The following is a 15,113-nucleotide window of genomic DNA, read 5'->3' on the forward strand; positions in this document are numbered from 1 at the left end:
ATGAGCGACCTTCCGAAACCAACCGAAGAAGCCTCGGCACACGACATTATTACCCGTATCGGCTCGCTGACGCGTATGTTGCGCGACAGCCTGCGCGAATTGGGGTTAGACCAGGCGATTGCCGAAGCGGCGGAAGCGATTCCGGATGCGCGTGACCGTCTGGATTACGTGGTGCAGATGACGGCGCAAGCGGCAGAACGCGCACTCAACTGCGTTGAAGCCGCGCAGCCACACCAGGACCAAATGGAAGCCAACGCCAACAAGCTGAAAGGCCGTTGGGATGCGTGGTTTGAAAACCCGATTGAGCTGGCGGATGCACGCGAGTTGGTTTCGGATACGCGCGAATTTCTCAGTGATGTGCCGTCGCATACCTCGTACACCAACAAGCAGCTGCTTGAGATCATGATGGCGCAGGATTTCCAGGACCTTACCGGTCAGGTGATCAAGCGCATGATGGATGTGATCCAGGAGATCGAGCGTCAGTTGCTGATGGTGCTGCTGGAGAATATGCCTGAAGCCAACGCTGCCGCGCGTAAAGACGCCAGCAGCCTGTTGAATGGCCCGCAGATCCATGCCAATGCACCAGGCGTGGTAGCGAACCAGGATCAGGTGGATGACTTGCTGGATAGCTTAGGTTTCTAATCAGCATTGAGGGGGCGGCTGCGAGTGGGCCGCCCCTGAATGCATGCTCAAAACACTGCGCGTTTTTTTGCTTCTTCAATGCCTGCCACCAGCACCTGTACACCTAACGCTTCAAACGCCGCAATCTGCGCCGGCGTGATCCCGCGATCGGTAATCAAATAGTGGATTTTGCTCCAGTCACACGGCAGGGCAAACATCGACACCTTATCGATTTTGCTGGAGTCCGCTACCACAAATACCGTACTGGCGGAGTTGATCATCGCCATCTTCACTTTGATGTCGGTTTCGCTGGGGAAGCTTAAGCCGAGGCGGGGCGAAATACAGGCGGTGGCGAGAAACAGCTTTTCCGCCAGTACGTTTTCAAAGAAAGAAGCGGCTTTCTCACCGGACGTCGAGAGTGTTGGAAATTTGAAGGTCCCCCCCGTCAGCAGGATATTAATCCCCGGTTCGCCCCCCAGCTTCAGCGCAATATTCACCGCCGTGGTGATCACCGATAAACGACGGATGTGGCCAATTGCTTCCGCAATGGCGGTGGTGGTGGTGCCGGAATCGAAAATCACCGTATCCCCATTTTCCACATACTGCGCGGCCAGCCGGCCAATGGCTTCTTTCTCATCAAGGTGAGTTTGACGCTCAAGCAGCAGTGCGCCGGTGTTCTGCTTACCGGTCATCAGCGTGGCGCCACCGTGATAACGCTGCACATGCCCGGCTTTTTGCAGCATACGCAAATCGGTGCGGATGGTTGCCTCGGTCAGGCCAAAGGTATCGGTAAGCGCTTTAACCGTGACTGTGCCGTCTTCGCGGATCATCTCCAGGATCTTCTCACGACGCTGCTGCATATCAGCCAGCTGCTCAGTTTTGCTTTTCAATCGAAATGCTCCCTCTTTCCAATCACGGTCTGGTTTTGGCAATAAGAAAACCCGTGATGATTTTACTCTGCGTACCAGGGATTTGCGAGTCGGCTCGCACAAAGATGCATTTTCGAATGAAAATAAGATAAAGCCATGCAATTGATTTCACATACACCTGCCAGCCGTTATTTCTATATCACAAAACGTGATATTTAGTTATTTACTTAAAATACAGACAGATAAAAATAGTTTGCATCATTTGTATGAAATTTGATCTCACCCACAAACCATTGCGAAACGATAGCTTATATTTTTGTTCGAAAATCAAAGTTACTGCAAACCTATCCGGCCAGAGATAACCACAGCCGCTGAACATGCACACAGGAGAGAAAGGATGAGTGGGGAATACGATGTCAACCTGCGCTACGGCGTGAATACCGATCTGGACCTCACCGGCAAGGTGGCGGTGGTGACCGGTGGCCTCGGTGGAATTGCCATGGCCAGTAACGCCATGCTGTTAGAGAAAGGTGCACGGCTGGCCCTGCTTTACCCTCCATTCGAAAGCGATCGCGTGGCGGCTGTGCAGGAACAATTCTCTGCCGATCGTGTACTGCTGGTGTGCTGTGACGTGACCGATGCTGGCTCAGTCGAGACGGCGTTCAACCAGGTTGAACAGCACTACGGCCACATCGATATTCTGGTGAACTGTGCAGGTTATGTGATGTTACAGCCGGTACTGGAAACCGACTTTGCCGAGTGGCAGAAGCAGATCGCCGTCAATCTCACCGGTCCTTTTCTTTGCTCACAAGCGGCGGGCAAACGCATGGTGCGCGCCGGTAATGGCGGCAAGATCATCAATATCGCTTCACAGGCCGCTTCCATCGCCATTGATAACCACGTGGCCTATACCTCTGCCAAAGCGGGTCTACTCGGTATGACTAAAGTGATGGCCAAAGAGTTCGCACCACACCGTATCAACGTCAATACCTTGTCACCCACCGTGGTGCTGACGCCGATGGGCGAAAAGGCCTGGCGCGGTGAGAAGGGCGAACAGATGAAAAAACTGATCCCGTTAGGGCGTTTTGCTTACACCGATGAAATTGCCGCTGCCGTGCTGTTCTTCGCCAGCAATGGCAGCGACATGATCACCGGCGCAGATTTAATGATCGATGGCGGCTTCACCATCTGGTAATGCCGCGCCAGCACCAGTAAGGCCTCAACCCTGCAATAACAACAAAACAATGAGAGAGCACGAACATGAAAAAACGTACCCTGTTATTCACTGCCATTGCCAGTTGCCTGATCGCCCAATCCAGTTTCGCTGCCGACAAAGGCACCATCATGATTCTGGTTAACTCACTGGATAACCCCTATTACGCTTCCGAAGCCAAAGGCGCCAACCTGAAAGCGCAAGAGCTGGGCTATAAAACCAGCGTGCTGTCGCACGGTGAAGACGTTAAGAAGCAGAGCGAACTGATCGATGCCGCCATCGGTAAAAAAGTGCAGGGCATTGTGCTGGATAACGCCGACTCCACCGCCAGCGTCGCAGCAATCAAAAAAGCCAAAGATGCGGGGATCCCCGTGGTGCTGATCAACCGTGAGATTCCGGTCGACGATGTGGCGCTGGCGCAGATCACCCACAACAACTTCCAGGCGGGTTCTGATGTGGCCAACGTGTTTGTGGAGAAAATGGGTGAAAAGGGCAGCTATGCCGAATTGACCTGTAACCTCGCGGACAATAACTGCGTCACCCGCTCGAAATCCTTCCACCAGGTGCTGGATCAGTATCCGGATATGAAATCTGTCGCGCGTCAGGATGCGAAAGGCACCCTGATCGATGGCAAACGCATTATGGACAGCATTCTGCAGGCCCATCCCGATGTCAAAGGCGTGATCTGTGGTAACGGTCCGGTGGCGCTGGGCGCGATTGCGGCACTTAAAGCCGCAGGCCGCAATGATGTCACCGTGGTGGGTATTGACGGCAGCAACGACGAGCGTGATGCGGTAGAAAAAGGCGATCTGAAAGCCACGGTAATGTTGCAGGCGCAGGCTATTGCTGCGCAGGGCGTGACCGATCTCGACAACTTCATCCAGAAAGGGGTGAAGCCGGAGAAGCAGCGCGTGATGTTCCGCGGCATTTTAATCACCCCGGACAATGCTAAAGGTGTGCAGGACTTTAACTACAAGTCGTAATCAATAATCGGTGCGCCTGCACAGCAGGCGCCCAGGAGAATGTGATGCACAAACGACTCTGGTTACTGCTTCCTATCGTGATCCTTAGCGGTTGCCGCATTGTGTCGCAGCAGGAGCTGGCCGACCTGAAAAATCCCCCCAATCCTAAAATGGCCAATATTGCTCAGACCTGGCAGCAGAAACTGGTGCCGCAGATTCAGCACGATGCGAAGCCGGTGGCGGAACTGCTGAATGCGTTGAAGTCCGCCAAAGATTTTGACAGCGCCTGTCAAACCTACGGCTACCGCGCGCAGGAAGAGAACCCCTGTGTCTTTAGCGTCAAGGTCAGCGGTGAGGTGACAGCGGTTAATACCACTTCGCGCAATGGCCGCATGACGGTGAAAGATGTTTCCGGCGATAACGTGACGGTGCAGGTCGGTCCGATTTTCCCTGGCACGGTGCTGCGTGATGCCTATAAAGGGGCCAGCTATCAGGACTTTAACGATCAGGTGCTGTTCGGCGACTACAGCCGCGCCATTAATCAGCAGGCAGCCAACATGATGAGCGCCTTCAAGCCCAAAGTCGGCGATAAGGTGCAAATTTCCGGCGTGTTTAGCAGCTTCGATACGCCTGAGCAGGTGCCGAATGTCACACCTGCTGCCATCGTGCGGCAGTAAGGAGCGGGTATGCAAAATCCTCAAAGTGACGTGATCATCGAAACCCGTAATGTGTCACGTATTTACCCCGGCGTGACTGCACTCGATCAGGTGAATTACCGCGTCTATCGCAACAAAGTGAACGTGCTGATTGGCGAAAACGGTGCCGGTAAATCCACCATGATGAAGATGCTGGCGGGCGTGGAAACGCCTTCATCCGGTGAAATTCTGCTGGACGGAGAAGTGGTGTCGCTCAGCTCCACTCATCAGGCGGAAAAGCACGGTATCAGCATCATCTTTCAGGAACTTAACCTGTTCCCCAACATGAACGTGATGGACAACATCTTTATCGCCAATGAGTTTTTCCAGCGCGGCGTGATCAATGAAAAGTATCAGTACGCGCTGGCGAAATCGCTACTGGAGCGGCTGGAGCTGGATGTTGACCCTTATGCGCCGCTGGGCGAACTGGGGATCGGCCATCAGCAGCTGGTCGAGATCGCCCGGGCGCTGTCCAAAGATACGCGCGTGCTGATCATGGATGAACCCACCAGTGCGCTCAGCCAGTCTGAAGTGAAAGTGTTGTTCAACGTGATTGACCAGCTGAAGCGGCGTGGCGTGACCATCATCTATATCTCGCATCGGCTGGAAGAGCTGATGGAAATTGGCGATCACATCACCATTTTCCGTGACGGTCGCTTTATCAGTGAGCGGGAAGTGCGTGATGCGTCAGTTCCCTGGATCATCGAACAGATGGTCGGCGACAAGAAAAAACACTTCGACTACCAGCCCGCTGCACAGGGCGAAACGGTTTTGCACGTTAACGGCCTGACGGCGCTACATCAGAATGGCGGCTATAAGCTTAATGATGTGTCGTTCTCACTGCGCAAGGGCGAAGTGATCGGCATTTACGGTTTGCTGGGCGCGGGCCGCACCGAGCTGTTTAAAGGGCTGATTGGCATGATGCACTGCCAGTCTGGCAGCGTCAGTTTGAATGGCGAAGTGCTGGATAAACGCAACTTCCAGCAGCGCCTGAAAAAAGGCATTGCGCTGGTGCCCGAAGACCGACAAACCGAAGGCGTGGTGCAGTTGATGTCGATCACCGCCAACATGACGTTAAGCGATCTCAGCTTGCGCGGTTTTCGCCGTGCGCTGCGCTTACTCAATCCCCACAAAGAGCAGCGTCGCGTCGATGAAATGATTGGTCATCTCGCCATCAAAGTGAGCGATCCGGAACTGCCGATTACCTCACTCAGCGGCGGTAACCAGCAGAAAGTGGTGCTGGGAAAAGCGCTGATGACGGGCCCTCAAGTGGTTTTGCTGGATGAACCCACGCGTGGGATCGATGTGGGGGCCAAAACGGACGTGTACCACCTGATTGGCAATCTCGCACAGCAAGGTCTGGCGGTGATGTTCTCCTCTTCTGAACTGGACGAGGTGATGGCACTGGCCGATCGCATTCTGGTGATGGCCGATGGCCGTATTACCGCCGACTTACCGCGCAGCGCAGCAACGCGAGAAGCGCTGATTAGCGCCTCAACACCGCATGATTGAGCCCGCAGGAGATCAATAAATGAACCAGAAATACCTGCTTTATATGTACTTGCTGAAAGCGCGAACCTTTATTGCGTTGCTGATCGTGGTCGGCTTTTTCAGCTTTATGGTGCCTAATTTCCTGACCACCTCAAACTTACTGATCATGACGCAGCATGTTGCCATCACCGGGCTGCTGGCCATTGGTATGACGCTAGTGATCCTGACGGGTGGCATCGATCTGTCGGTCGGTGCGGTGGCGGGCATTTGCGGCATGGTGGCGGGGGCGTTGCTCACCAATGGTGTGCCGCTGTGGGGCGGCAACACGCTGTTCTTTAACGTGCCGGAAGTGATTCTGGTGGTGGCGCTGTTTGGCATTGTGCTGGGATTGATCAACGGCACCGTGGTGACGCGTCTGGGCGTGGCACCCTTTATCTGCACCCTCGGCATGATGTATGTGGCTCGCGGGGCCGCGCTGCTGTTCAACGATGGCAGTACCTACGCCAATCTGGTGGGGATGCCAGCATTGGGTAATACCGGTTTCGCGTTGCTGGGATCGGGCAGTGTGCTTGGCGTCTACATCCCAATCTGGTTAATGATCGGCTTCCTGCTGCTCGGCCTTTATCTGACACGTAAAACCCCGCTGGGCCGCTATATCTATGCCACCGGCGGCAATGAATCTGCGGCACGCCTGGCCGGTGTGCCGATCATTAAGGTCAAAGTGTTTGTCTATGCCTTCTCCGGTTTATGTGCTGCGCTGGTGGGATTGATCGTCGCATCCCAACTGCAAACCGCGCACCCGATGACCGGCAACATGTTCGAGATGGACGCCATCGGTGCAACCGTGTTGGGCGGAACGGCGTTAGCAGGCGGGCGCGGGCGCGTATCAGGTTCGATCATCGGTGCCTTTGTCATCGTGTTCCTCGCCGATGGCATGGTGATGATGGGCGTCAGCGATTTCTGGCAAATGGTGATTAAAGGGCTGGTGATCGTCACCGCCGTGGTCATCGACCAGTTCCAGCAAAAATTACAAAGTAAGGTGGTGCTGCTGCGCAGACATGAAAAAAAGCAGCAATCGGCCGCCCTGCCTGAAGCAACGCACGGATAACAGGAGGCAATATGACACGCGATTTTAGTGGGAAAACGGTGGTGATTACCGGCGCATGCCGCGGCATTGGTGCGGGCATTGCCGCACGATTTGCGCGCGATGGCGCACGGCTGGTAATGGTGTCCAACTCGGACCGGGTATTCACCACAGCGCGGGCGCTGGAGGAACAGTACGGCAGCGAGATTCTGGCGCTGCAGGTGGATGTGACCAATGAAGCCGAAGTGCAGCAGCTTTATCAGCAGGCCGCTGAGCGCTTCGGCACCATTGATGTCTCGATTCAGAATGCCGGGGTGATCACTATTGATCGCTTTGACGCGATGCCAAAGAGCGATTTCGAAAAAATTCTGGCTGTGAACACCACCGGCGTCTGGCTGTGCTGCCGCGAGGCGGCGAAATATATGGTGAAGCAGGGCAGCGGCAGCCTGATCAACACCTCATCCGGGCAGGGGCGACAGGGCTTTATTTACACGCCACACTATGCGGCCAGTAAAATGGGTGTTATCGGCATTACTCAGAGCCTGGCACTGGAACTGGCGCCGTCGCACATCACCGTGAATGCTTTCTGTCCGGGTATCATCGAAAGCGAGATGTGGGATTACAACGATCGCGTGTGGGGAGAAATCCTTAGCAGCGATAAAAAGCAGTATGGCAAAGGCGAGTTGATGGCGGAGTGGGTGGAAAATATTCCGCTGAAACGCGCCGGACAGCCGCAAGATGTCGCCGGTTTGGTGGCGTTTCTCGCGTCGGATGATGCGCGCTACATCACCGGCCAAACCATCAATGTGGATGGCGGGTTGATCTTCTCCTAATCGCAGCAGCCGTGAGCGCCTTGCGGCACTTCACGCAGGGCGCTCTGCGGAGCGATTTAGTGATCAATAGAAAATGATGCCTTTTGCTAATCAGGCAATGTCCTAATTCAGCCCGGCCTTTTCTGCAAAATCGGCAGAATGTGTTAGGGTATTCCAGTACAGTTTTGTGAGCCACTTCAAATTCTAAACTGGATAAAAGCCTGTTTTTGCTATGACATCTGTTTTCTCTGCTTTCAAATCACTGCGCATACTACCTGCCGCAACGGGGCTGCTTTTCACCGCGCCTGCTCTGGCGCTGGTAACCGATACGCATGTCGCCGATGCGCCCTTTAGCGATCCCGAACGCTTCCAGAAAATGGCCAGCGATCTGCCTGCACTCGGCTATGAAGATGAGAATGCGGCCTTCAGCAAAAATCTGGCGACCATCGCCAAGAGCATCGGTGAAGCCAGTCAGGACAGCACCAGTGACAACACTTTTGGTCATCAGGCAGGTATCTGGGCGTTTAATCATTTCCGCGATGAAGTGGCAAACCGCGTGGTGGATGAGGGCCAATCTCTGCTATCGCCTTATGGTAAAGCGCAGATCGATTTTAACGTCGATATGGACGGTAACTTCACCGGCAGTGGCGCCTCTCTGCTAACGCCGTGGGCCGATCGCTATCAATATCTGACCTTTAGTGAGGTGGGTTTTCACCAAACGGATGATGGGCTGGTGGGCAATATCGGCTTAGGACAACGTTGGACGGCGGGCAAATGGCTGCTTGGTTACAACGGTTTTGTCGACCGCATGTTCAACAGCGGATTGCAGCGCGCTTCAGTGGGCACAGAAGCCTGGGGTGATTACCTGCGCTTCTCGGCTAACTACTACACACCGCTATCGGGCTGGCAAAACCGCGATCCCTTTCAGCAGCAGCGTTTAGCACGCGGCTACGATTTCACCACTCAGGGCTACCTGCCGTTTTATCGCCAGCTTGGTATGTCGGTGAGTTGGGAGCAGTATCTGGGCAATGATGTGGATCTGTTTAGCAGCGGCAATACCTATCACAATCCTTCGGCGTTGACCTTTGGTGTGTCCTACACGCCGGTGCCGCTGGTGACATTTTCTGCCAGCCACAAAACCAGTAATGAAGGTGAAAGTCAGGATCAGCTGGGTTTACATCTTAACTATCGTTTCGGCGTGCCGTTGAGCCAGCAGTTGAGCGCCGACAACGTGGCAGAAGCGCGTTCGCTGCGCGGCAGCCGTTACGACATGGTGACGCGCAACAACACGCCGGTGGTGGAGTATCGTCAGCGCAAAACCTTATCGGTATTCCTCGCCACACCGCCATGGCAATTAAACGGCGGCGAAAGCCTGCCGCTGAAATTGCAAATCCGTAATGCGAATCCGATAACCAGGGTGACGTGGCAGGGCGATACCCAGGCGTTAAGCCTCACGCCGGGCGCTAATCCTAATGATCCGCAAGGCTGGAGCATCATTATGCCCGCGTGGAACAGCGCCTCTGACGCCACCAACAGCTATCGTCTGTCTGTGACACTGGAAGACAGCAAGGGCAGTCGCGTAACCTCCAACTGGATTACGCTGCAAATTCAGGAACCGTTTAGCATCGATTCCGGTGAGGATAATCGCTTCGATTTGCTGGCGCCTTAAAAACGGTCATCGACGAAATTCCGGCCACTTCAGTGCACGAACCTGGTAATATAGCGGCTTATTGTCAAGAATGGATTCTTACTACATGCCTTCAATTCCGGTTCCGCTGGTTACGCTACTGGTGCTGCTAATTTTAATCGTGACCTTAGCGGCGAACGATAAGCAACGCCACCAAACCACGCTGCTATTTCTGGTCGTCTGCTCACTGTTACTGGCGGTGGGAGCATTACGTTGGATCTCGCCGTCAACACCACTCATGGCTTTGCGCGTGTTATTAGCAACGCTAATCCCGGCGCTGGCCTGGCACTGTTTCAGCCCGCATACGACTCATCAATATTCACTCTGGAAAATCGTCCCGCCCGCGCTGGCCATCATCATTATGCAGTGCTGGCCAGAAGCCATTGATAGCGCGCTATTTGTGCTTTATATCGGATACGGGGCGACATTGATTCTTATGGGCTTAGGCGGTGGGGACCGATTTAGCGATGCGCGCATCGGTGAAGTCGGGCTGGCGGCAAGAATGGCTCTTACCGCCGGTGTTTTTCTTTGCTTCTCTGGTATGACAGATTTGCTGGTGGCGCTCGAATTCACTTTGCATCAGGGCAAGCTTGTGCCGCAAATCATCGCGATACTGCAAAGTTTAATGCTGCCTTTGCTTAGTCTGGCGATTGTACTTGCAGCACGGACCCGGCCCCGGGAAGTGAGTATTGAGACAGCACTGCCCGATTCTTCTTCGTTGCAGACGCCTGAGCAGGCAGCCTTGTGCCTGCAACTGGAAAATCGACTGCGGCAGGATGACCTGTTCCTTAATACACAACTCACGTTGAATCTGTTAGCACGCAAATCCGGTATTCCCTCGCGTCACATCTCACGTGCGATCAATGCGACTTACCACTGCAATGTTTCTCAGTGGATAAATGGTTTTCGCATCGCTCATGCGCAGCAGTTGCTTCGAAGCAGTTCACTGCCGGTTACGGAGGTGATGCTGGCGTCAGGATTCACCACTAAATCAAATTTCAATCGCGAGTTTTTACGTATTAGCGGACAGACGCCGAGTGCATTTCGTCAGCAGGCGGGTTCAATGCCGCTGTCAGAAAGCGAGTGATACGGGCGATTAACTCCTGATGAATATCGGCGCGGGTGCGGCTGCCTTGATCCCGGCAAACGAAGCCCTCACCAGGGGAAGATTGTTCGATTAACTCAGCACCATGGGGTTTACAGCGCTGCATAAAACTAAAGTGGGTTGCGCCTCTTATACGTGAAAACGATGTCTGTTGCGGCGGAAGATACTGCGCCAGATAGCCGGATACCAGTGAGGCGGGAAGTTCAACACTGTCTTGTTCTGCGGATAACACCAGCACTGGCACAGAAACCCTTGCCAGGCTCTCAGGTGTGAATCCGCGCGCCAGACCAAGATCAAGCGATACGGCCGCTTTAATACGTGGATTACGTAATTGAGCATCTAATAAAGAAGCGGTATTTGTATTGCTGATACCCAAAGTCTCGATTAATTGACAGTCTGCTAGTTGCGCGTGGTTCTGACAATCCTGAACAAATCTGTTCGACGAAAACCGGGCACCGATTAACTCCATTACTGTCCACCCTCCGAGTGAGTGGCCGATGGCGGCGATGCGCAACGAATCGACCTTTCCTGCCAGGTGTTCGTCTGCCAATAACCGATCCAGTACCCGGCTGATATCATCTGGACGCAGCCAAAGTTTCCGGGCAGTAGCAGGATCGTGATTCTCAGTTGTTGTACCGGGATGATTGGGTGCAGCGACGATATATCCCTGCACAGTGAGTGCATGCGCCAACCAGTTAAGGTTACGCCAGCTACCGCCATAGCCGTGAGACAGAAGGACTAAAGGATGCTGTCCTGGACGAGGCGTTGCATTGCGTAACATCGGCTCACCATAGAACACGGGGTTCTCACCCACATCTTCAAAGATGCCCGTGGCGGCAGTGGGATACCAAAACGCAACATTGAGCGGACGATTGCCCTGACTATCAAGTGTTATCTGACGAAAACCCGTTGCGGCCTGTGCAAGCGACGCACACATCATCAGCATAAGTGCACAAATACAAAATCGAATCATTAGCGTTGTCTCCATGAGTGTAAAATCATGGAGAGTAATAGCGGAAACAGTGAGTTATCGCGTCCTCAATCACGATTGAGTACCTGTATAACGACAATAAAAAAGGGCAGCTTACGCTGCCCCTGGCTCATACCCAGCCGACACTAGCCGGTATGCAATGAGGGATACTCTCTTAGAACTGATACACCAGACCAACAGCAGTTACGTCGTCAGTGTTGATGTTCAACGCGTTATTATCTTTCAACAGGTTGATTTTATATTCTGCATAAGCAGACATGTTCTTGTTGAAGTAGTAAGTCACGCCAACGGCAACGTATTTGAACAGATCGGTATCGCCCACGTTGTTCTCAACATCTTTCGCGCGAGAAGACACATAGCCCAGTGAAGGACGCAGGCCGTTCAGGAACTGATACTGTGCAACGGCTTCAAAGTTAACCGCTTTGTTAGCGAAACCGTTGTTACCGATCGGCGTTGCATTCTGCGTTTCGCCATAGATGGTCGCCAGGTAAATCTGGTTAGCATCATATTTCAGACCGGCTGCCCAGCTCTGCGCTTTATCGCCACGGCCGTAGGTCGCGGTGTTCTGTGCAGTGACACGATCCAGATTAGCGTAAGCACCGACAAGGCTCAGGCCGAAATCGAAGTCATAAGAGGTTGACAGCGCAAAGCCGTCGCCATTCGAACGACGTACCGCCAGGTTGCTGGCAGTCGCGCTATCAGAGCGCTCGTTTTTGCCTTCGTACTGCGCGGCAAAGTTCCAGCCTTTCACCAGACCGAAGAAATCTTTGTTACGCCAGGTCAGCACACCGGTAGAACGGCCTGACAGGAAGGCATCGGTGTAACCTGAATCACCACCAAAGTACGGCAGCATATCGGTGTAACCCAGTACGTCATACACCAGACCGTAGTTACGGCCGTAGTCGATTGAACCAAACTGAGCCACTTTCAGGCCTGCAAAGCCCAGACGGGTTTTGTTGCCTGAGTTGGCATCGCTGCCTTCAGAGTTGCTCAGACTGTACTGGTATTGCCACTGACCATAGCCGGTCAGTTGGTCATTAATTTTGGTTTCGCCTTTAAAGCCCAGACGGGTATAAGAAGAAACTTCACCGTTTGCGCTGTCGTTATCCGAGAACAGATGCGAAACGTTGATTTTGCCGGTCAGGTCCAGCTTGTTGCCATCTTTGTTATAGATTTCGGCGGCCTGAGCCGAAGAAAGTCCCAGCAGTAAAGGCATCACTGCTGCCAGTAAGGAGCGCTTCATCATTTATAATTTACCCTGTGATATTTTTTAATTGTATCCCCGTCATCGGGGTGAAAAGAAAATGACACAAAAGGTTCAAGATCAACAGTGCAATATATGTAACTAAATATTTCTGATTGGCTTTTTGTGTGATTTTTAATCTTAACTTCCATTTTTTGGGATTTTACATTGGATAAACTTATCTCAATTCCGTCATGCATTTGACCAATATAAATACATATATTATTGTTTTTAATGGTTTTTAGTAAAATTAAAGAAAAGTAAATCACCGCATTTCTTTAAGGGTTAAATAGCACAAGCCTATGCGTTATTGTTCAATAACAAATATAGAAAACCACCTAATAATTAGCGTGGTAATTATCTGGTTAATCTCTTTGTATCCTTTTATTTCTGTTCTGATAATAACCTTAGTCACTAAATGTCGTTTAACTTATGTTTAATTAAGTGGCTGTTCAAAATACAGCCAAATATGCAACAAGATTGTTAATTAGCGGCGAATCAGCGCTGCTTTTACTTACCCATCTGGCTGCACACTTCCTGCACACTCGCGCACCATAAATGCACAAATTGCCCTAAAACAGGGCGACAGCCGCGACATTTTGGCGAAATATTCCCTGTGCGATCACAAAAGCGCTATTTCATTTTGTGAATGCATAAATCTGCTAAATAAATTGCTGCTCTCCCATCTCCATCAGACTGATATTCACTTTTTATGCATTTTATGTGAATAGTGACCTGGTGTAACTCATTGATATTGCGTTACCCAAACCCGTTTATGCATTTTTTCCGCTAGCTGGCACGCTTACTGCACTCTACAGTAGTGCTGCGACACAACAGATTTTAACAATTTTAAAACAATAGCTTCACTCAGGTGGAGCAGGAGAAATGGCTATGTCACTGCAGGTTTCACGTCACGATTTTGATCAATGGATGATGCCGGTATACGCCCCCGCGGCTTTCGTACCGGTGCGTGCTGAAGGCTCAACCCTTTGGGATCAGCAAGGTAAGGATTACATCGACTTTGCAGGCGGCATCGCGGTGAATGCTTTGGGACATGCACACCCGGCTTTGCAACAGGCACTGACCGAGCAGGCGAGTAAGCTGTGGCACACCGGCAATGGCTATACTAACGAACCTATTTTACGTCTGGCTAAACAGCTGATTGACGCCACCTTCGCCGATCGCGTGTTCTTCTGTAACTCTGGGGCAGAAGCCAACGAGGCGGCACTGAAGCTGGCCCGTAAAGTGGCGCACGATCGTTTTGGCGCAGAGAAAAATGGCATTGTAGCCTTCAATAATGCTTTCCACGGACGCACGCTGTTTACTGTTTCAGCGGGTGGACAACCGGCTTACTCACGTGATTTTGCACCGCTGCCTCCGGCGATTCAGCATGCCAACTTCAACGACCTCGCCTCTGCGGCAGCACTGATCAATGACCAGACCTGTGCCGTAATTGTTGAACCGATTCAGGGCGAAGGCGGCGTGTTACCGGCCGATCCTGCTTTCCTGCGCGGCCTGCGTGAACTTTGCGACAAACATCAGGCGACCCTGATATTCGATGAAGTACAGAGCGGCGTGGGTCGTACCGGTTCGCTGTATGCCTACATGCACTATGGCGTGACGCCGGACGTCCTGACCACCGCCAAAGCGCTGGGTGGCGGCTTCCCGATTGGCGCGATGCTGACACGCGAAGATCTGGCGCTGGTGATGGGCGTGGGCACCCATGGCACCACCTACGGCGGTAACCCGCTGGCGGGTGCCGTCGCCGGTAAAGTGATGGAGCTGATTAACCAACCCGATTTTATGGCGGGCGTGGCGCAGCGCCATCAGTGGTTTGTCGATGCTTTGCAGGAGATGAATCAGCGCCTGCCGATCTTTAAAGAAGTTCGCGGTCTTGGGCTGTTGATTGGAGCCGTGCTGAATGAAGATTTTGCCGGGAAAGCGAAGCAGTTCAACCTGGCGGCGGCTGAAGAAGGTGTCATGGTGCTGATTGCCGGTGCTAACGTGGTGCGTTTCGCGCCAGCGCTGAATATCAGTGAAGCGGAAGTGAAAGAGGGACTGGCGCGCTTTGAACGTGCCTGCGCTCGTGTGCTCACAGGAGCTGCATCATGATGGTGATTCGCCCCGTCGAACGTGACGACCTTGCGCAGTTACTGTCGCTGGCGGGCAAAACCGGGGGCGGCTTAACTTCGCTGCCCGCCGATAGCGATACACTGAAAGCGCGAATCGAGCGTTCTCTGCTCACCTGGCAGGGCGCGTTATCGCGTGCTGAACAAGGCTATGTATTTGTGCTGGCCGACAGCGAAGACAACCGTGCTGTCGGCATCTGTGCCATTGAGG

The 15,113-nt window shown here is 53.0% G+C and carries 14 protein-coding genes; 11 read left to right on the plus strand and 3 right to left on the minus strand.

Features of this window, described 5'->3' with window-relative positions; translation table 11 throughout:
* The gene (cheZ, locus tag H7A81_RS12285; RefSeq protein WP_034821817.1) at window positions 1-642 is read left to right on the plus strand and encodes a protein phosphatase CheZ; all 642 of its coding nucleotides are present in this window, start codon (window positions 1-3) and stop codon (window positions 640-642) included.
* A 47-nt stretch (window positions 643-689) separates the two neighbouring features.
* Here the strand turns inward: cheZ and H7A81_RS12290 are convergent, their stop codons facing one another.
* Window positions 690-1,511 carry a DeoR/GlpR family DNA-binding transcription regulator gene (locus H7A81_RS12290; RefSeq protein WP_097119239.1) on the minus strand — a complete coding sequence of 274 codons (822 nt, stop codon included), beginning with the start codon at window positions 1,509-1,511 and terminating at the stop codon, window positions 690-692.
* 376 nt (window positions 1,512-1,887) lie between these two features.
* Here H7A81_RS12290 and H7A81_RS12295 point away from each other — a divergent pair, with 376 nt between their 5' ends.
* From H7A81_RS12295 to H7A81_RS12330, 8 genes are all read left to right on the plus strand, one after another.
* Window positions 1,888-2,685, plus strand: a complete 798-nt coding sequence (locus H7A81_RS12295; RefSeq protein ID WP_034821811.1) for a GolD/DthD family dehydrogenase — start codon at window positions 1,888-1,890, stop codon at window positions 2,683-2,685.
* Window positions 2,686-2,750: 65 nt separating this feature from the next.
* Entirely contained in the window at window positions 2,751-3,686 is a 936-nt protein-coding gene (locus H7A81_RS12300; protein WP_058959717.1) for a D-ribose ABC transporter substrate-binding protein, read from the plus strand.
* A gap of 44 nt (window positions 3,687-3,730) precedes the next feature.
* Complete coding sequence (locus H7A81_RS12305; RefSeq protein ID WP_034821806.1) at window positions 3,731-4,342, plus strand: DUF2291 family protein; 612 nt, start codon at window positions 3,731-3,733, stop codon at window positions 4,340-4,342.
* A gap of 9 nt (window positions 4,343-4,351) precedes the next feature.
* Window positions 4,352-5,872 (plus strand): sugar ABC transporter ATP-binding protein, encoded by a 1,521-nt coding sequence (locus H7A81_RS12310; RefSeq protein ID WP_166931692.1) that lies wholly within the window; start codon window positions 4,352-4,354, stop codon window positions 5,870-5,872.
* Between the two features lie 19 nt (window positions 5,873-5,891).
* Window positions 5,892-6,959, plus strand: a complete 1,068-nt coding sequence (locus tag H7A81_RS12315; protein ID WP_034821800.1) for an ABC transporter permease — start codon at window positions 5,892-5,894, stop codon at window positions 6,957-6,959.
* An 11-nt stretch (window positions 6,960-6,970) separates the two neighbouring features.
* Window positions 6,971-7,768 carry an SDR family oxidoreductase gene (locus H7A81_RS12320; protein WP_058959720.1) on the plus strand — a complete coding sequence of 266 codons (798 nt, stop codon included), beginning with the start codon at window positions 6,971-6,973 and terminating at the stop codon, window positions 7,766-7,768.
* Between the two features lie 211 nt (window positions 7,769-7,979).
* A complete protein-coding gene (locus H7A81_RS12325; RefSeq protein ID WP_182057644.1) occupies window positions 7,980-9,416 on the plus strand; it encodes a YchO/YchP family invasin in 1,437 nt (478 codons plus the stop codon).
* A gap of 85 nt (window positions 9,417-9,501) precedes the next feature.
* Window positions 9,502-10,521: an AraC family transcriptional regulator gene (locus H7A81_RS12330; RefSeq protein ID WP_182057645.1), complete on the plus strand. Its 1,020-nt coding sequence runs from the start codon at window positions 9,502-9,504 to the stop codon at window positions 10,519-10,521.
* On the opposite strand, the gene H7A81_RS12335 is transcribed toward H7A81_RS12330, so the two are convergent.
* Together H7A81_RS12335 and H7A81_RS12340 are read right to left on the minus strand one after the other, a co-directional pair.
* Window positions 10,454-11,512 carry an alpha/beta fold hydrolase gene (locus H7A81_RS12335; RefSeq protein ID WP_182057646.1) on the minus strand — a complete coding sequence of 353 codons (1,059 nt, stop codon included), beginning with the start codon at window positions 11,510-11,512 and terminating at the stop codon, window positions 10,454-10,456. The genes H7A81_RS12330 and H7A81_RS12335 overlap by 68 nt on opposite strands.
* Before the next feature lie 172 nt (window positions 11,513-11,684).
* Window positions 11,685-12,776, minus strand: coding sequence for a porin (locus H7A81_RS12340; protein WP_058959721.1), 1,092 nt, complete (start codon window positions 12,774-12,776; stop codon window positions 11,685-11,687).
* Window positions 12,777-13,664: 888 nt separating this feature from the next.
* Here H7A81_RS12340 and H7A81_RS12345 point away from each other — a divergent pair.
* Window positions 13,665-14,885, plus strand: coding sequence for an aspartate aminotransferase family protein (locus tag H7A81_RS12345; RefSeq protein WP_182057647.1), 1,221 nt, complete (start codon window positions 13,665-13,667; stop codon window positions 14,883-14,885).
* A partial coding sequence (locus H7A81_RS12350) for an arginine N-succinyltransferase (RefSeq protein WP_182057648.1) occupies window positions 14,882-15,113 on the plus strand: 232 nt, incomplete at its 3' end. The genes H7A81_RS12345 and H7A81_RS12350, both read left to right, overlap by 4 nt.

The sequence above is a fragment of the Pantoea sp. ME81 genome (genome assembly GCF_903970985.1).
GTDB classification, from domain to species: Bacteria; Pseudomonadota; Gammaproteobacteria; order Enterobacterales; family Enterobacteriaceae; genus Pantoea; species Pantoea communis.